The sequence below is a fragment of the Chelatococcus albus genome, from assembly GCF_030067675.1.
Taxonomy (GTDB): Bacteria; Pseudomonadota; Alphaproteobacteria; order Rhizobiales; family Beijerinckiaceae; genus Chelatococcus_A; species Chelatococcus_A albus.
The window spans coordinates 42,220-57,821 of record NZ_JASJEV010000006.1 but is presented as its reverse complement, the minus strand read 5'-3'; the positions used below and the strand labels follow the sequence as shown (position 1 = coordinate 57,821).

Here is a 15,602-nt window from a genome sequence, read left to right as displayed (position 1 = left end):
CTCAGACCGGAAGCCCGCTCTCCTCTGCGAGCGCCTTGAGGCTGCGCTGCGGGCGCGGGCCCATCTGCTGGATGATCTCGGCCGCGGCGAGCGCTCCGTGGCGGGCGCAGGTGCGGTGGTCGAGGCCGCGGGCGAGCCCGAAGAGAAAGCCGGAGGCGAAGAGATCGCCGGCGCCGGTCGAATCGACGATCTGGGTCACCGGATGCGCTGGCACGGCGAGCGTCTCCCCGCGCGTCACGACAAGAGAACCTCGCTCCGAACGGGTGACGACACCGAGCACCTCCTCCTGTCGCAGGGCGGCCGCGGCCGTGTCGAAGTCGGCCGTCTGGTAGAGGCTGCGCAACTCGTGCTCGTTGGCGAAGACGATGTCGAGCTTGCCACGGCGCATGAGATCCAGGAACTCGTCGCGGTAGCGATCGACGCAGAAGGAATCCGACAGCGTGATGGCCACGCGGTTGCCGGCCGCATGGGCGATGTCGGCGGCCTTGATGAAGGCTTCCTTGGCCGCGGGCGGATCCCACAGATAGCCTTCGAGGTAGACGATGCCGGAGCTCTCGACGGTGTCGCGGTCGATGTCGTCGGGCGTCAGGTTCTGGCAGGCGCCGAGATAGGTGTTCATGGTCCGCTCGCCATCCGGCGTGACGAGGATCATGCTGCGTGCCGTGGCAGGGCCGTCGGCTGCCGGGGCGGTGGGGAAATGGATGCCGATGGCCCGGATGTCGTGCGCGAACTGGCGGCCGAGATCGTCGGTCTTCACCTTGCCGATGAAGGCGCCGCTGCCGCCGAGCGAGGCGAGGCCGGCGATGGTGTTTGCTGCCGAACCGCCGGACATGACGATGGCCGGGCCCATCGCGGCGTAGAGCGCTTCCGCGCGCGCCTCGTCGACGAGCTGCATGGCGCCCTTGTGCACGTTCTGCGCGACGAGGAAGTCGTCGTCAGCGCGGGCGAGAATGTCGACGATGGCATTGCCGATGCCGAGCACGTCGTGGCGGCGCGTGGTCATGTCAGCCTTTCGCGTGAAAGCGGGAAGAAGGGCGGGCGAGCCTTTGGCATCGGCGCGACCTGCGGTCAAGAACGTGCCGCGCGGCTGCGCGCGCCGTCGAGAATGGCGAGCAGCGCCTCGAGCTCGGCGTCGCTGAGAATGGTGATGTCCGCGGCCAGACGATTGGCGACGAGCGTCGCCTGCGGCGACAGGCTTGCGGTTTCCACGACGACGCGCGGATCGGACATCTCGGCGAGCCGGAGGAGCTCGTCCGCCTCGTCCCAGATGATGTTGAAATACTGGATGATCGACTGGACCATGGCCCAGGTCGGCCGGCCGCGCTTGCCGTGCTCGAGGGCCGAGAGATAGGCGCTCGAGACGCCGAGCGCCGCCGCCATGTCCTTGAGCGTCACGCCGCGCTCGGCGCGCAGGGCGCGCAGGCGGGCTCCGAAAGGCGTCATGGCCGTTCTCCCCCCGCGCGCCGCCGGCGCAGACGGACGTAGAGCGCGCCCTCGCCGCCGTGCTCACGCCCCGCCTCCTCGAAACCGAGCACGACACTGCGCAGGTCGGGCAGACACAGCCATTGCGGCACGAGGCGGCGCAGCACACCCCGTTCCCCGAACGGATCGCCATGATGCGGGGCGCCGCCCTTGCCCGTGACGACCAGCACGACGCGCGCTCCGCGTGCCCGTGCGCGGACGAGGAAGGCGACCAGCGCACCATGCGCCTCGGCCTGGCGCAGGCCGTGCAGATCGAGCTTGGCGTCGACCGTCTGCGTGCCGCGTTTCAAGGCGACGCGCAGGCGTCGGTCCAGCGGCGCAAGCGGCGGCAGCTTGGGAGACGGCGGCCGCCCATGGCCGGGCGGCAGGAGGGCCGCCGCAGCGGTGGCGGGCGGCATGTCGGCATCGGGCCGTGGCGGTTCCGGCTCGCCGCCGGGCAAACGCCGGCCGGGAAGTGGCGTCACGCTCCTGGCGACATGGCGCCAGAGCGCGAGCTCGTCCTCGCGCAGAGAACGATCGCGCCGTCGTCTCACCGCTCCCGCCCCCCTTCGCCCGGGTCCCGCGGCAGGAGGACAACGAAGCGGCCCGGATGGCGGACGAGGCCCGCCCGCAGGCCGGCCTCCGGCCCCGAGCCGAAGAAGATGTCGGCCCGCGCCGGTCCGAGGATGGCCGAGCCCGTGTCCTGCGCGATCATGAGGCGGCGGAGCGTCGCGGTGCCGGCATCCGGCTCGGGAAGCTCCGCTTCGATCCAGAAGGGCAGCGCATAGGGCCAGAGGGTCCGGTCGACGGCGATGCTGCGGCCGGGCACGAGCTGCACCGCCGCTGCCCCCAGCGGGCCGTGTTCCGGCCGCAGCTCGTCGGCGCGGCGGAAGAAGATGTAGGAGCGGTTCTGCCGCATGAGCCGGCGGGCATCCGCCGGATGGGCGCGCAACCAGGCGACGAGCCTGTCCGTGGTGAGCTCGGCCGGCGGCAGGCCCGTTTCCTCCGCCACCAGACGGCCGACAGATGCATAGGGCTGGCCGTTGCGCCCGTCATAGGCGAAGCGCAGCCTCCGCCCGTCCGGCAGGCGCACGCGCACGGACCCCTGCACATGGGCGAGGAAGGCCTCGATCGGATCGAGATAGACGAGGGGATTTGCCTTCTCGCCCAGGGCGCCGTCCTCGATCGCCGCCCGATCCGGATACGGCTCATAGCCGCGTGGCCCGAGCCGGGCTCCGGTAAGGGTGGGATCGAGCCCGGGCAGGCTCTCCCCGGGCTTGAGCGTGACGAGGTCCTCGGGGCGAGCAAGGAGCGGCGCCGAGAAACGATCCGTGCGCGCGAGGGCCCCGTCGAACTCGGGCTCGTAATATCCGGTGAGAAAGCCCTCCCCGTCGGGCAAGACCACGGCGTGCGGCATGAAATGACGCTCGAAGAAGGCTCTCGCCGTGGCAGCGTCAGGTGCCGCGGGCAGCGTCACGGCCGCCCGGCAGACGGCCTGCAGCCGCTGCGACGCGGCGAGCCCCCGGCGCAGGGCCGCCCTGCCGGCGACGATGGCCTCGCAGGTGCGGCGGAAGGCGCGGAAGGCAGCCCCGTGGTCGTCCGCCGCCCAGCCCGCAAGCGCACCGAAGGAGGAGGCTTCGAGCCGGGCAGCGCCGACATGCGTCGGTGCGTCGGCGAAGGCGGGCGGGGCGCTCGTCACGGTTGCGGCCGACATGAGGGCGAAAAGACCGGAACACCAGATGTTCCGGCGTCGTGCGGTCATTGGCCGGATTCGGTCGCCACGAGCTGCCAGTTCGGGTCGCGGCTTCCGAGCACACGCGAGAAGGTCCACACGTCAGTGACGTCGACCACTTCGCCGGGATTACCGTCGACGACCGCGCCGGTGGCATTGCGCGTGGCCGTGATGAGCTTCGACAGGAAGCGTACTGTCACCTGCGCCGTCTTGCCCCGCAGCTCGACATGGGTGATGTCGGCGGTGTCGATCGACACGAAGGTCGTCTCCACCTTCTCGCCGCGCCTGTCGCGCTCGCTGATGGCGCGCTCGAAGCCTTCGTAGACCTCCTTTGACAGGAGGTTCTTCAACGTCTTGCGGTCGCCCGAGGCGAAGGACATGACGATCATTTCGTAGGCCATCTTGGCGCCGTCCAGGAAACTGCGCGCGTCGAAGGCGGATTCGATGCGGGCGATGCCGTCCAGCCCCGCCGCGACAGGCGAGCCGGGCTCGGCGATCCCCTTCCAGCGGTCGGCGAGCACCACCTGTTCAGCCGGCGCGGGGGTGGCGCGATCGTTGGCCGCACCGGGCAGGCGCACCACGTTGTCCTCGCCCCGGCGCGCGTCGGCTCCGGGCTTCATCGGCGGATCGCGGCGCGCGAAGGGATCGTACGGTGGCCGTTCATTGCCGGTCTTCTGGCCGAGCACAGAACGCAACCGCCAGATCACGAACACGGCAAGCGCGAGAAAGACGATCGTCGTTATGTCGAATGAATCTTGCATGGCTGTCCAGGTCGTCTCGCGCTCCGCCGCCGGGCCCCGGGAGCTCGGCGGCGACGAAGGGATCATCGATGGCCCCTGCGATATGGGTTCTTGCGCTCGTAACATCCACCTCATGGGCGAACAAGGCCGCCGCCCGGTGCAGGCGCCGCCGCGGCCCCATCCCGCGGTGCGCGCCGGACCCCTTCCGGCATCTGCGCCTTGTCGCTAACCCGCCTTCCGTGCTAGCCCCGCGGGCTGCCGGGTCGCGGCGGATTGCGCGGCGGCCGACGGCATCGATGGTTCTCACCTGCGCGGACCCGGCCCGAGGCGACCGGCCGTTCGGCAGAACCGGTCGACGGACCGCGGATGTCCGTTGAGCTCAGGTCCGTACATTTCCAGCGATCCGGAGGACGCGCTTCACATGACCGACACCACCGCGAACGGCGGCGCCGCCGAGGACAACGCTCCGTCTCTCAACGCGCTCGCGCAGTATATCAGGGATCTATCCTTCGAGAACCCGAATGCGCCGCGCTCGCTCGCGCCGCAGCAGCAGGGCCCGCAGATCTCGATCCAGGTCAATGTCGGCGCCAACCAGCTTGCCGACAACGACTTCCAGGTGGAGCTGACCCTCGAGGGCAAGGCCACTTCCGGCAATGACACGCTCTTTGCCTTCGAGCTCGTCTACGGCGGCGTCTTCCGCATCCGCAACGTGCCCCAGGAACAGCTGCATCCGATCGTCATGATCGAGTGCCCGCGCCTGTTGTTCCCCTTCGCCCGCCAGATCGTGGCGGACGCGGTGCGCAACGGCGGCTTCCCGCCGCTGTTCATCGACCCGATCGACTTCGCCGCACTCTACCGCCAGAAGCTCGCCGAGCTGCAGGCGGCCGAGACGCCCGCCACGGTCTCCTGATCCGACTTGTGATCCGACTTGCGCAACGATGTCGCGGCCCGGTGGCTCACGCTTCCGGGCCGCTGTCGTTTTCGCCGAGATAGTCGCGCCAGATCGCCTGCGGGCCGAGGGTCGCGACGAAGGCGGCGTGGGCCGCTCGCTCGGCTTCGGTGAGGCGCGGGGCGAGCGGCAGGGGCCGCTGCGCCGCGCGTTGTCCTTTCGCCACCGCGACGGTGAGCACGCGCGCGCTCGCCGGGCCCACGAGGCCGAGGTCGGCCTGCTTGCCGCCGATCAGCTCGATATAGACCTCGGCCAGGATCTCGGCGTCGAGCAGCGCGCCGTGCTTCGTGCGGCGCGAGTTGTCGATGCCGTAGCGGGCGCAGAGCGCGTCGAGGCTGTTCAAGGCACCCGGATGCTTGCGGCGCGCCAGCGCCAATGTGTCGACCACCAGCTCCGGCTGGATCGGGCTGTGGCCGAGCCGCTTGAGCTCCATGTCGAGGAAGCCGACGTCGAAGGCGGCATTGTGGATGACGAGGCGAGCGTCGCGGGCGAAGGCGATGAAATCATCGGCGATGGCCGCAAAGACCGGCTTGTCCGCCAGGAATTCGTCCGAGAGGCCATGCACCTCGAAGGCCCCGCGCGAGACGGGGCGCTCGGGATTGATGTAGACGTGGAATGTGCGCCCTGTCGGGATGTGGTTGAGCAGCTCGACGCCGCCGATCTCGATGATGCGGTCGCCCCTGGCGGCGTCGACGCCGGTCGTCTCCGTGTCGAGAACGATCTCCCTGAGCACCTTCAATCTCCCGTTCCGGCAAGGATCCGTGCCGCGGCCGTGCCATTGCGCCCGCTCAGGGCGCGCAGGATATCGCCGACCTGCCGCTCGGCGGCAGCGAAGCCGCGGCCGGTATCCACGAGGAAATGGGCACGGGCACGCTTTTCGGCATCGGGCATCTGTTTCACGTGAATCAGCCGAAATCGCTCCTCGGTCATACCCGGCCGGGCGAGCACGCGGGCACGCTGCACCTCGGCCGGAGCGGTGACGACGACCACCGCGTCGCAGCGACCCTCGCCTTGTGTCTCCAGGAGAAGCGGGATGTCGAGAACGGCGACCGGCCGGTTCGCGGCGACGGCGCGACGCACGAAATCCCGCTCGCTTTCCCTGACCAGCGGATGCACGATCGCCTCGAGGCGGGCGATCTTCTCCGCATTGCCGAGCACAGCAGCGCCAAGCTTGGCACGATCGACCACCCCGTCGACGGTCGTACCGGGAAAGGCCGCCTCGACGAGCGGAGCCGCCTCGCCGCGATAGAGGGCGTGGACGGCGGCATCTGCGTCGTGCACCGGCACCCCGAAGGCACGGAACATGGCCGCCGTCGCCGACTTGCCCATGCCGATGGAACCGGTGAGGCCGATGAGAAAGGTCACGGGTTGGTCCTGACTATGTCGGCGACGATATGAGCGCGCAGGGCCGCCGAAACCTGAGGGCGGACACCGAACCAGCGTTCGAAACCCGGCACCGCCTGATGCAGGAGCATGCCGAGCCCGTCCACCGCGAGCAGGCCCCGGGCGCGGGCAGCGGTGAGGAGCGGCGTCTCCAGAGGCACGTAGACGATGTCGTTGACGACGGCGCCGGATGGCAGGGGCTCGAGGTCGATCGCAAGCGGGGGCTGGCCGCTCATCCCGAGCGAGGTGGTATTGACGAGGAGCTTGGTTTCGCCGAGGAGGGCGGGCAGGGCTTCCCACGGAGCCGCCAGGACGCGCGAGCCGAAGCGCTCGCGCAGGGCATCAGCCCGCTCAAAGGAGCGGTTGACCACGGCGACGCGCTCCATGCCGCGCTGCAGCAGGCCGTAGACCACGGCCTTCGCCGCGCCGCCCGCGCCGAGCACGACCACGGTCCGCGTGCGGGCGTCCCAGCCCGGCGCACCTTCGTCCAGATTGGCGAGAAAACCGACGACGTCGGTGTTGTCGCCGCAGAGCCTACCGCCTTCGAACCACAGCGTATTGACCGCGCCCATGGCCTGCGCCGTTTCGGTCACGGCATCGAGGCAGGCCATGATGCTCTCCTTGTGCGGCACGGTGACATTGCCGCCCACGTAACCCTTGCCCGCGAAGCCGGCCATGAAGGAGGCGAGATCTTCGGGCGCCACTTCTGCCCGTTCGTACGCGCCATCCAGCCCGTACTCGTGCAGCCAGTGCCCGTGCAACAGGGGCGACCGCGAGTGCTTGACGGGATAGCCGATGATGCAGGCCTTGCGCAGTTGCAGCGTCATGATCCTCTCACGCAGCGAGGCAGCGCTCGCGGCGAAGCGCCGCGAGGAGCGGAATGAGGGGCAGGCCGAGGATGGTGAAATGATCACCCTCGATCCGCTCGAAGAGGTGCACGCCGAGCCCCTCGAGCCGATAGGCCCCGACGCTCCCCGTCACTGCAGGACCGACGGCGGCGACATAGCGGCGCACAGAGCTTTCGTCCAGCGGCCGCATGGTGAGAGCGGCGCTCGTCACGGTCTCGAAGAGGACGTCGCCGTCACGCGTCAGGGCGACCGCCGAGTGAAGGTAGTGCGTGCGTCCGGCGAGCGCCAGGATCTGCGCCACCGCTCCCTCCGCATCGGCGGGTTTTGAGAAGGCGCGGCCCTCGCAGTCGAGTGTCTGGTCGGCGCCGACGACGAGGCGCCCGACCCGCCGACGGCTGACAGCCAGGGCCTTCTCGCGCGCAAGAAGCGCGGCGATGCGATCCGGAGCGGCGCCGGCGGCGCGATGCGGCGCCTCCACCGCCCGTTCGTCGAGGCCGGGGTTCTCCGTCTCGACGGGCAGGCCCGCGGCCTCCAGCATGTCACGGCGCGTCTGGCTGGTCGAGGCGAGGAGAAGAGCCTGTTCGGCGATCCACAGTCCGGCTGTCATGGCGCTTCAAGTCGGCTGGTCGTCAGGTCAGATGGCGATGAACTTCATGCGGTGGTCGCGATAGAGATCGATGATCGCCGCGGCTGTCTCCTCGATGGAGCGGCGCGTCACGTCGATCACCGGCCAGCTGTTGCGCGCGAAGAGGCGCCGCGACTGGGCGATCTCGTCGGCGACGGCGTCGCGGTCGACATAGGGCGATGCATCGTCGGCACGCAGGCTGAGCAGCCGGTTCTGGCGGATCTGAACGATGCGTTCGGGCGAGGCGACGAGGCCGACGACGAGCGGCTTGCGCACTTCGTCGAGCTGCGGCGGCAGTGGCAGGCCGGGCACCAGCGGGATATTGGCGGTCTTGATGCCACGGTTCGCCAGATAGATCGAGGTCGGCGTCTTGGACGTGCGGCTGACGCCGACGAGCACCACATCGGCCTGTTCGATGTCCTCGGCCATCTGGCCGTCATCGTGCAGCAGCGTGAAATTCATCGCGTCGATGCGCTTGAAGTACTCGGCATTGAGGACATGCTGAGCACCGGGGCGCGCGGTGGAGGCGGCGCCGAGGTAAGACTGGAACAGGCCGAGCACCGGCTGCAGCACCGACAGGCAGGGCGATCCGGATGTGCCGCAGGCCGCTTCCAGGCGCTCGGCGAGGTCGGGTTCGACCAGCGTGTACAGCACGATGCCCGGTGCGGCCTCGATCTCGCTGATGACGCGCTCGAGCTGGGAGTCGGAGCGGACGAGCGGATAGACATGCTCGATGGCCGAGATGCCCTCGTACTGCGCCGCAGCCGCACGCGCGACGGCAATCAGCGTCTCGCCCGTGGCGTCCGAGACGAGATGGAGATGGAAATAGCTGCGGCCCAAGAGAGGCTCCAGAGGCTCCGGATCCGTGGGACGGGGAGTCGAGAGATGTGGACAAACGCGCACCCGGCCGGCGGCGTCGGGCGGCACTGTGACCTGTGGCGCGTCCGCGATCAACAGGCGAGCCCCTGTGCGGGAATTGCGCCTGCCAGCAGCGGCATCCGTGGATGGTTACGATCCCTTAACCATTCCCCCACGGAACGACGGCCATGGTTAACAAGCCATAAATCTTAAGGATTCGTTAAGGTCCCGCGAAGGGGCGGCGGCGACCGTCGCCCGGGCAGTGCGTCCGCCCACCCGCTGCCTGCGACTCCGGGACCACCTGTTGAACGATTGTGGATGGCGTTGGGGCGCGGTAATCCGCAGCTCAAACAAAACCAACAGAGTCCTTTTCCAAGAATCTTAGATCTTTGAGGGAGCCTCCGTGGACGGGACTGCCCAAACCCGCGCCGTGATGCGCGTACTCGCCGGCGAGGCGCTTCCCCGTCCGCCGGTCTGGCTCATGCGACAGGCGGGCCGCTACCTGCCCGAATATCGTGCCGTGCGGGCGCAGGCCGGATCCTTCCTCGACCTTTGCTACAACCCGGCGCTCGCCACCGAGGTCACCCTGCAGCCGATCCGCCGCTTCGGCTTCGATGCGGCGATCCTGTTCAGCGATATTCTCGTCGTGCCGCATGCGCTCGGGCAGGACGTGCGCTTCACCGAGGGCGAGGGCCCGCGCCTCGATCCGGTGACGGGCCTTGCCGACCTGGCGCACCTCGACGAGGAGCTCGACCTCGGCCGCCTTTCACCCGTCTTCGAGACGCTGCAGCGGCTGCGCGGCGATCTGCCGGGCGAGACGACGCTCCTCGGCTTCTGCGGTGCACCGTGGACGGTGGCGAGCTACATGATCGCCGGCAAGAGCACGCCAGACCAGGCACCGGCGCGGGTTCTCGCCTATCGAGATCCGGTCTTCATCGAGCGGCTCATCGACCGGCTGGTCACAGCCTCCGTCCGCTATCTCGTAGCCCAGATCGATGCGGGTGCGGACGCCGTGCAGATCTTCGAGAGCTTCGCCGGCGCCCTGCCCCCGGCACTTTTCGACCGCCTGTCGCTCGATCCGGTGCGGCGCCTCGTGGAAGGCGTGCGTGTCGCCCGGCCGCAAGCCCGCGTCATCGTTTTCGCGCGCGGGGCCGGCCCGCGTCTCGAGGTTCTGGCGAAGAGCGGCATCGCCGATGCGGTGGGCCTCGATTGGGCCGTCGACCCCGCTTGGGCGCGCGACGTGCTGCAGCCGCTCAGGCCTGTTCAGGGCAATCTCGACCCGCTCGCGCTCGTCGCCGGCGGGCGCGCCCTGGACGAGGCCGTCGACGCCATTCTCGCCGCTTTCGCGGGGCGGCCGCACATCTTCAATCTCGGCCACGGCATCCTGCCGGAGACGCCGATATCCCATGTCGAGCGGATGCTGCGGCGCGTGCGCGGCGATTGAGGGACGAACCATGCTCTACGACTGGCTCAAGGCCCTGCATGTCGTCGCCGTCATCGCCTGGATGGCGGGTCTGCTTTATCTGCCGCGTCTGTTCGTCTATCACGCCGATGCCGCTCCCGGGTCCGACAAGTCCGAAACCTTCAAGGTCATGGAGCGCCGGCTTCTCAAGGCGATCATGACGCCGGCGATGGTGGCTGCCTGGGTTCTCGGTCTGGTGCTCGCCTGGCAGGCAGGCTGGTTCAAGGCGGGATGGTTCCACGCCAAGATGGCCCTCGTTGTCGCCCTGTCCGGCGTTAACGGCTTCCTCGGGGCCACCGTGCGGCGCTTCGCCGAAGATCGCAACACGCGTCCGGCAGGCTTCTATCGCGTTCTCAACGAGGTCCCGACGATCCTGATGATCGGCATCGTCGTGCTCGTCATCGTGAAGCCGTTCTGACGGTCCGACGCATCATGGGGGGTTGAGCCCCACAGGAAAAGACGTTACGAAAGGAAGCCTTCCCGACAACAGGCTCGCGCAGCGGTTTCTTCCAGCCGACCTCGCGCGCAGCGGTGGCGGCCGGTTCGCCCGCGTGCTGCCTCGGCCTGTTTTCCCGCCTCGTTTTCCCGGCCGCTCACCGCGGCCTTCGCAGGATCAGCCTCAAGAGAGTCCCCATGCGGGAGATCAAGCTCCAGGACCTCAAGTCCAAGTCGCCGACCGAGCTTCTCACCTTCGCGGAGGAGCATCAGGTCGAGAACGCGAGCACCATGCGCAAGCAGGAGCTCATGTTCGGGATACTGAAGCAGCTCGCGGCGGTCGAGACCGAGATCATCGGCGAGGGCGTCGTCGAGGTGCTGCAGGACGGCTTCGGGTTCCTGCGGTCCTCCGATTCGAACTATCTGCCGGGACCCGACGACATCTACGTGTCCCCCTCGCAGATCCGGCGCTTCGGCCTGCGCACCGGCGATACCGTGGAAGGGCCGATCCGGGGGCCGAAGGAGGGCGAGCGCTATTTCGCCCTGCTCAAGGTCAACACCATCAATTTCGAGGACCCGGAGAAGATCCGGCACAAGGTCCACTTCGACAACCTCACGCCGCTCTACCCGGACGAGCGCCTGAAGCTCGAAATCGAGGACCCGACGAAGAAAGACTACTCGGCGCGCGTCATCGACATCGTCTCGCCGATCGGCAAGGGCCAGCGCGCGCTCATCGTGGCGCCACCGCGCACCGGCAAGACGGTTCTCCTGCAGAACATCGCCAAGTCGATCACCACCAATCATCCCGAGTGCTATCTTATCGTGCTGCTCATCGACGAGCGGCCCGAGGAGGTCACCGACATGCAGCGCTCGGTGAAGGGCGAGGTCATTTCCTCGACCTTCGACGAGCCGGCCGCACGACATGTGCAGGTGTCGGAGATGGTGATCGAGAAGGCGAAGCGCCTCGTCGAGCACGGCCGCGACGTCGTCATCCTGCTTGATTCGATCACCCGGCTCGGACGCGCCTACAACACCGTGGTGCCCTCGTCGGGCAAGGTGCTCACGGGCGGTGTCGACGCCAACGCCCTGCAGCGACCGAAACGCTTCTTCGGCGCGGCGCGCAATATCGAGGAGGGCGGCTCGCTGACCATCATCGCGACCGCGCTCATCGATACCGGCAGCCGCATGGACGAGGTGATCTTCGAGGAATTCAAGGGCACGGGCAATTCCGAGATCATCCTCGACCGCAAGGTCTCGGACAAGCGCGTCTTCCCGGCGATCGACATCACCCGCTCCGGCACGCGCAAGGAGGAGCTCCTGGTGCCGCCGGACGTGCTCAAGAAGATGTACGTGCTGCGCCGCATCCTCAATCCGATGGGCACGGTGGACGCGGCCGAGTTCCTGCTCGACAAGCTGCGGCAGACCAAGACGAACGGCGACTTCTTCGAATCGATGAACACCTGAGCCGGAGCCTCGCGAACTCGGCAAGGGAATGGCGATCAGACGGGCGGGGGTACCCCCGCCCGTTCTGCATCGACGGCCGCGTGCAATCGATTCGGGTCCGTTACGGGCAGGGAGCAGCGGTCTCCGGCACAGACGAAGGCGGTCGCTGTTCCCGGACTTGCGGAAATCTGGGCCTGTCGTACTTCGTCGAACGAGGCGCCGCTCGCAGGATCGAGATCCAGCACCGTTCGATTCGGGTACGGAACGCTGCGCGCCGCGCGTAGCATCGTCTCTCGGCCCGACCCGGTGACGACGATGGAGGCCCCGCAAAGGTGCAGATCAAGGGCATTGAGGATTGATCCGTGCGCGACGGGGGCGGCGCGCGCCCGGCGCGTGAGAGCGGCGAGGAGGCGGTCAGCCCGCTCACGGTCATCCGCCCGCCCGCTGAGCAGGGCGAGCCGTACGACATTCTCGGCATGCATGCCGTTGGCGTTCGGTACCGCGTCATCGTGCAGCGGCTGCGGGCGCAGGAACAGATCCGCGGCGTCGGCGGCGGTCATGAAGAGGATACCGTCGGCATCGGCGAAATCCCGTTCGGTGACACTGACCCAGAGGCGTGCCCGCTCGAGCCAGCTTGCATCGCTGGTTGCTTCGTAGAGTGCCATGGCTGCGCGCGCCATCGCCGCATGGTCGCTGGCGAGTCCGGGAAACAGCAGGCGTCCGGCGCGCCAGGAATGTCCGAGACGATCCTCTCGCATCATCGATTCGGTTATGAAACGAAAGGCCCGCTGGGCGGTGGCGAGCCAGTCCGGCCGGTCGAGGAGCACGGCTGCGCGCGCCAGTGCGGCGATCATGAGGCCATTCCAGTCGCAGAGCACCTTGTCGTCGCAGGCCGGCCGCGGACGCTTCCCGCGATGCGCCAGGAGCCGCTGCCGCAGTTCGGCGAGCCGCGCTGCCGTCGGGGCGTCCGGATCGGCTGAGTCGAGGCGGTTGAGGATGACCCGGCCTTCCCAGTTGCCGTCGGGCGTGACCCCGTAGTGCCGTGCGAAGAGGTCGGCATCGGCGCCGAGGAGGGCGCGGATCTCGGCATCGCTCCAGACGTAGAAACGCCCCTCCTCGCCCTCCGAATCGGCATCGAGGCTGGCGGCGAAGGCTCCCTCCGGCGTGAGCATCTCGCGCAGCGCCCAGGCGACGATGCCTTCCGCCGCCTCGCGCAGGATGGGCCGGCCGGTCTCCGCCGCCGCAAGGGCATAGAGCTCGAGGAGCTGGGCGTTGTCGTAGAGCATCTTCTCGAAATGCGGCACGAGCCAGCGTGCATCGACGGCGTAGCGGGCGAAGCCGCCGCCGAGATGATCGTGGATGCCGCCGCACGCCATGCGCTTGAGGGTGTGGAGAAAGGCACTGCTGGCCACCGCGTCGCCGCAACGGTCGGCCTGACGCCAGAGCAGTTCCAGGAGCGGAGGGTTGGGAAACTTCGGTGCGCCCGGCAGCCCGCCATCGACGGCGTCGAAGGTGCGGGCAAGCTGGGTGCCGATGCGGTCGAGCTCCGGCCGGCCGATCGCCTCCTGGGCCGCGGCCTGCCCTTGCCGGGCAAGGCCCGCCGCGAGGACGCGGCGGTTGTGCTCGATGCGTTCGGGCTCGTCTCGGCAGAGGCGGGCGACTTCGCGCAGCACGGCGACGAATCCGGGGCGGCCGAAGCGCGGCTCCTTCGGGAAATAGGTACCGCCCCAGAACGGTTCGCCGGTCGGAGTGAGGAACATGGTCAGAGGCCATCCGCCGGCTTCGCCAAGCGCATGCAGGGCCGACATGTAGAGGTGGTCGACGTCGGGGCGCTCCTCGCGGTCGACCTTGATGTTGATGAAGAGGTCGTTCATGACGCGGGCGGTGGCTTCGTCCTCGAAGCTCTCGTGCGCCATGACGTGGCACCAATGGCAGGCAGCATAGCCGACAGACAGGAGGATGGGCTTGCGCGAGCGGCGCGCCTCGGCGAGTGCATCCTCGCCCCAGGGCCACCAGTCGACCGGATTGGCACTGTGCTGCAGCAGGTAGGGGCTTGTTTCCTGGGCCAGTCGATTCATGGTGCTGCCCTCCCGCGCCTTGCTCCGAGCTTGGCATTGGAGCCGCCCGCTGGCCAGCCCGCAGACCCACGAGCGCGTGTCCGAACGGGGGTCAGGGAGATGCACAAGATGAAGTCACGGGGCACGCCGGTTGACATGCGACGTCTTGCCGCGAAACGGCTGCCTGTCGTCAGAACGGCGCGCGGCATCGATTCGGATCCGTCTCAATGACCCGTTCCACGGACACCATCGCGGCACTTGCGTCGGGCTTTGGCCGATCCGGGGTCGCCGTCGTGCGCATCAGCGGCGCAGGGAGTCGATTCGTTCTCGAAACGATGGTGGGCGGCCTGCCGGAGCCGCGCCGCCTGAGCCTGCGCCCGATCAGCGATCCCGCAACGGGTGAGCTGCTCGACCGGGGGCTGGTCGCCTGGTTTCCGGGGCCGCACAGCTTCACGGGCGAGGACGCCGCGGAGTTCCACCTGCACGGCAGTCGTGCCGTGATCGCCGCGGTGCTCGCCGCCGTCACGGGGCTGCCGGACTGTCGCGTAGCCGAGCCGGGCGAGTTCACCCGGCGGGCATTTCTCGCCGGCAAGCTCGATCTGAGCTCTGTGGAAGGCCTCGCCGACCTCATTGACGCCGAGACCGAGGCGCAGCGCCGGCAGGCGCTGCGGCAGATGGACGGAGCGCTCGCTCAACGGGTGGAGAACTGGCGGGGCCGTCTGCTCCATGCCCTGGCCTTGGCGGAGGCAGAACTCGATTTCGTCGATGAAGCCGACGTGCCTGAGGATCTGTTGGGCGAAGCCCTGGTCGATGCGGCGTCGGTGCGCGGAGAGATCGCGGTGGAGCTCGCCAAGGGTCGGGGCGGCGAGCGCCTGCGGGAGGGCTTCACCGTCGTCATTACCGGTCCACCCAATGCCGGCAAGTCGACCCTGCTGAATGCGCTCGCCCACCGTCCGGCGGCCATCGTCTCGCCGATTCCCGGCACGACGCGCGACATCATCGAGGTGCACTGCGACCTCGGCGGGTTGCCGGTCGTGCTTGTCGATACCGCCGGGCTGCGCGACACGCGAGACCCGATCGAGCAGGAGGGTGTGGATCGCGCCCGCGCCCGCGCGGCGACCGCTGATCTCGTCTTGCGGCTATCGGCGATCGATTCGCCTCCGGAACTTCCTTGCCAGGACGATGCGGGCGTCCTCCACGTGTGCACGAAGGCCGACCTCGGCACGACGACCGATGGGAGGGGCCTCGTCATCTCCGCGCTCACGGGAGCCGGTCTCGATGAGCTGCTTGCCGCCATTCGCGAGCGCGCGGCGGGGGCACTCGGCGGCGGACAGGCGCTCATCACCCGCGAACGTCACCGGCATGCCCTCACCGATACCGTCGAGGCCCTCGATCGTGCGGCGTCGGCAGCAGAGCAACGGCTGCCGGCCGAGCTGATTGCCGAGGACCTGCGCCTTGCGGCTCGCGCGCTGGGCCGCGTCACCGGACGGGTCGACGTCGACGACGTGCTCGATCGCATCTTCTCCTCCTTCTGCATCGGCAAGTGACCCACGCCATGCCAATGGCGCACGGCAGGCGTTGAGCAGGAACATGGCGCCGGCGATGGAGT

General features: G+C 68.6%; 16 protein-coding genes. 5 read left to right on the top strand and 11 right to left on the bottom strand.

Features of this window, described 5'->3' with window-relative positions; translation table 11 throughout:
• Window position 1: 1 nt before the first annotated feature.
• The 5 genes from QNA08_RS10825 to QNA08_RS10805 all read right to left on the bottom strand — a co-directional run bounded on the left by QNA08_RS10825 (window position 2) and on the right by QNA08_RS10805 (window position 3,954).
• The gene (locus QNA08_RS10825) at window positions 2–1,003 is read right to left on the bottom strand and encodes an adenosine kinase (protein WP_283740724.1); all 1,002 of its coding nucleotides are present in this window, start codon (window positions 1,001–1,003) and stop codon (window positions 2–4) included.
• A 65-nt stretch (window positions 1,004–1,068) separates the two neighbouring features.
• Window positions 1,069–1,443 carry a helix-turn-helix domain-containing protein gene (locus QNA08_RS10820; protein WP_283740723.1) on the bottom strand — a complete coding sequence of 125 codons (375 nt, stop codon included), beginning with the start codon at window positions 1,441–1,443 and terminating at the stop codon, window positions 1,069–1,071.
• Window positions 1,440–1,880 carry a Smr/MutS family protein gene (locus QNA08_RS10815; protein WP_340321995.1) on the bottom strand — a complete coding sequence of 147 codons (441 nt, stop codon included), beginning with the start codon at window positions 1,878–1,880 and terminating at the stop codon, window positions 1,440–1,442. Before QNA08_RS10815 ends, QNA08_RS10820 begins: the two co-directional genes overlap by 4 nt.
• Before the next feature lie 131 nt (window positions 1,881–2,011).
• Window positions 2,012–3,175 carry a murein transglycosylase A gene (mltA, locus tag QNA08_RS10810; RefSeq protein WP_283740721.1) on the bottom strand — a complete coding sequence of 388 codons (1,164 nt, stop codon included), beginning with the start codon at window positions 3,173–3,175 and terminating at the stop codon, window positions 2,012–2,014.
• Between the two features lie 44 nt (window positions 3,176–3,219).
• On the bottom strand, window positions 3,220–3,954 hold the full coding sequence (locus QNA08_RS10805) for a Tim44/TimA family putative adaptor protein (RefSeq protein WP_283740720.1): 735 nt from the start codon (window positions 3,952–3,954) through the stop codon (window positions 3,220–3,222).
• Window positions 3,955–4,354: 400 nt separating this feature from the next.
• Between QNA08_RS10805 and secB the strand changes: the two genes are divergently transcribed.
• Window positions 4,355–4,843 (top strand): protein-export chaperone SecB, encoded by a 489-nt coding sequence (gene secB / locus QNA08_RS10800; protein WP_283740719.1) that lies wholly within the window; start codon window positions 4,355–4,357, stop codon window positions 4,841–4,843.
• A 46-nt stretch (window positions 4,844–4,889) separates the two neighbouring features.
• Here the strand turns inward: secB and dnaQ are convergent, their stop codons facing one another.
• From dnaQ to QNA08_RS10775, 5 genes are read right to left on the bottom strand one after another with little or no spacing between them, the layout of a single operon-like run.
• Complete coding sequence (gene dnaQ / locus QNA08_RS10795) at window positions 4,890–5,615, bottom strand: DNA polymerase III subunit epsilon (protein WP_283740718.1); 726 nt, start codon at window positions 5,613–5,615, stop codon at window positions 4,890–4,892.
• A gap of 2 nt (window positions 5,616–5,617) precedes the next feature.
• The gene (coaE, locus tag QNA08_RS10790; protein ID WP_283740717.1) at window positions 5,618–6,247 is read right to left on the bottom strand and encodes a dephospho-CoA kinase; all 630 of its coding nucleotides are present in this window, start codon (window positions 6,245–6,247) and stop codon (window positions 5,618–5,620) included.
• On the bottom strand, window positions 6,244–7,092 hold the full coding sequence (locus QNA08_RS10785; RefSeq protein ID WP_422679901.1) for a shikimate dehydrogenase: 849 nt from the start codon (window positions 7,090–7,092) through the stop codon (window positions 6,244–6,246). Before QNA08_RS10785 ends, coaE begins: the two co-directional genes overlap by 4 nt.
• 7 nt (window positions 7,093–7,099) lie before the next feature.
• Window positions 7,100–7,720, bottom strand: a complete 621-nt coding sequence (locus QNA08_RS10780; protein ID WP_283740716.1) for a Maf family protein — start codon at window positions 7,718–7,720, stop codon at window positions 7,100–7,102.
• Window positions 7,721–7,747: 27 nt separating this feature from the next.
• A complete protein-coding gene (locus tag QNA08_RS10775) occupies window positions 7,748–8,578 on the bottom strand; it encodes a pyruvate, water dikinase regulatory protein (RefSeq protein WP_283740715.1) in 831 nt (276 codons plus the stop codon).
• 451 nt (window positions 8,579–9,029) lie between these two features.
• Here QNA08_RS10775 and hemE point away from each other — a divergent pair, with 451 nt between their 5' ends.
• From hemE to rho, 3 genes are all read left to right on the top strand, one after another.
• The gene (hemE, locus tag QNA08_RS10770) at window positions 9,030–10,040 is read left to right on the top strand and encodes a uroporphyrinogen decarboxylase (RefSeq protein WP_283740940.1); all 1,011 of its coding nucleotides are present in this window, start codon (window positions 9,030–9,032) and stop codon (window positions 10,038–10,040) included.
• A 10-nt stretch (window positions 10,041–10,050) separates the two neighbouring features.
• Window positions 10,051–10,476 carry a protoporphyrinogen oxidase HemJ gene (hemJ, locus tag QNA08_RS10765; RefSeq protein WP_283740714.1) on the top strand — a complete coding sequence of 142 codons (426 nt, stop codon included), beginning with the start codon at window positions 10,051–10,053 and terminating at the stop codon, window positions 10,474–10,476.
• A 215-nt stretch (window positions 10,477–10,691) separates the two neighbouring features.
• On the top strand, window positions 10,692–11,957 hold the full coding sequence (rho, locus tag QNA08_RS10760; protein WP_283740713.1) for a transcription termination factor Rho: 1,266 nt from the start codon (window positions 10,692–10,694) through the stop codon (window positions 11,955–11,957).
• 35 nt (window positions 11,958–11,992) lie between these two features.
• On the opposite strand, the gene QNA08_RS10755 is transcribed toward rho, so the two are convergent.
• Complete coding sequence (locus tag QNA08_RS10755; protein WP_283740712.1) at window positions 11,993–14,014, bottom strand: thioredoxin domain-containing protein; 2,022 nt, start codon at window positions 14,012–14,014, stop codon at window positions 11,993–11,995.
• Window positions 14,015–14,220: 206 nt separating this feature from the next.
• Here QNA08_RS10755 and mnmE point away from each other — a divergent pair, with 206 nt between their 5' ends.
• Complete coding sequence (mnmE, locus tag QNA08_RS10750; RefSeq protein WP_283740711.1) at window positions 14,221–15,540, top strand: tRNA uridine-5-carboxymethylaminomethyl(34) synthesis GTPase MnmE; 1,320 nt, start codon at window positions 14,221–14,223, stop codon at window positions 15,538–15,540.
• Window positions 15,541–15,602 lie beyond the last annotated feature (62 nt).

Bases quoted from the DNA above. Each gene is read 5' to 3' on its own strand.
- QNA08_RS10825 (WP_283740724.1), bottom strand. From the start codon at position 1,003: ATGACCACGCGCCGCCACGACGTGCTCGGCATCGGCAATGCCATCGTC.
- QNA08_RS10820 (WP_283740723.1), bottom strand. From the start codon at position 1,443: ATGACGCCTTTCGGAGCCCGCCTGCGCGCCCTGCGCGCCGAGCGCGGC.
- QNA08_RS10815 (WP_340321995.1), bottom strand. From the start codon at position 1,880: ATGCCGCCCGCCACCGCTGCGGCGGCCCTCCTGCCGCCCGGCCATGGG.
- mltA (WP_283740721.1), bottom strand. From the start codon at position 3,175: ATGTCGGCCGCAACCGTGACGAGCGCCCCGCCCGCCTTCGCCGACGCA.
- QNA08_RS10805 (WP_283740720.1), bottom strand. From the start codon at position 3,954: ATGCAAGATTCATTCGACATAACGACGATCGTCTTTCTCGCGCTTGCC.
- secB (WP_283740719.1), top strand. From the start codon at position 4,355: ATGACCGACACCACCGCGAACGGCGGCGCCGCCGAGGACAACGCTCCG.
- QNA08_RS10785 (WP_422679901.1), bottom strand. From the start codon at position 7,092: ATGACGCTGCAACTGCGCAAGGCCTGCATCATCGGCTATCCCGTCAAG.
- QNA08_RS10780 (WP_283740716.1), bottom strand. From the start codon at position 7,720: ATGACAGCCGGACTGTGGATCGCCGAACAGGCTCTTCTCCTCGCCTCG.
- hemE (WP_283740940.1), top strand. From the start codon at position 9,030: ATGCGCGTACTCGCCGGCGAGGCGCTTCCCCGTCCGCCGGTCTGGCTC.
- hemJ (WP_283740714.1), top strand. From the start codon at position 10,051: ATGCTCTACGACTGGCTCAAGGCCCTGCATGTCGTCGCCGTCATCGCC.
- rho (WP_283740713.1), top strand. From the start codon at position 10,692: ATGCGGGAGATCAAGCTCCAGGACCTCAAGTCCAAGTCGCCGACCGAG.
- QNA08_RS10755 (WP_283740712.1), bottom strand. From the start codon at position 14,014: ATGAATCGACTGGCCCAGGAAACAAGCCCCTACCTGCTGCAGCACAGT.
- mnmE (WP_283740711.1), top strand. From the start codon at position 14,221: ATGACCCGTTCCACGGACACCATCGCGGCACTTGCGTCGGGCTTTGGC.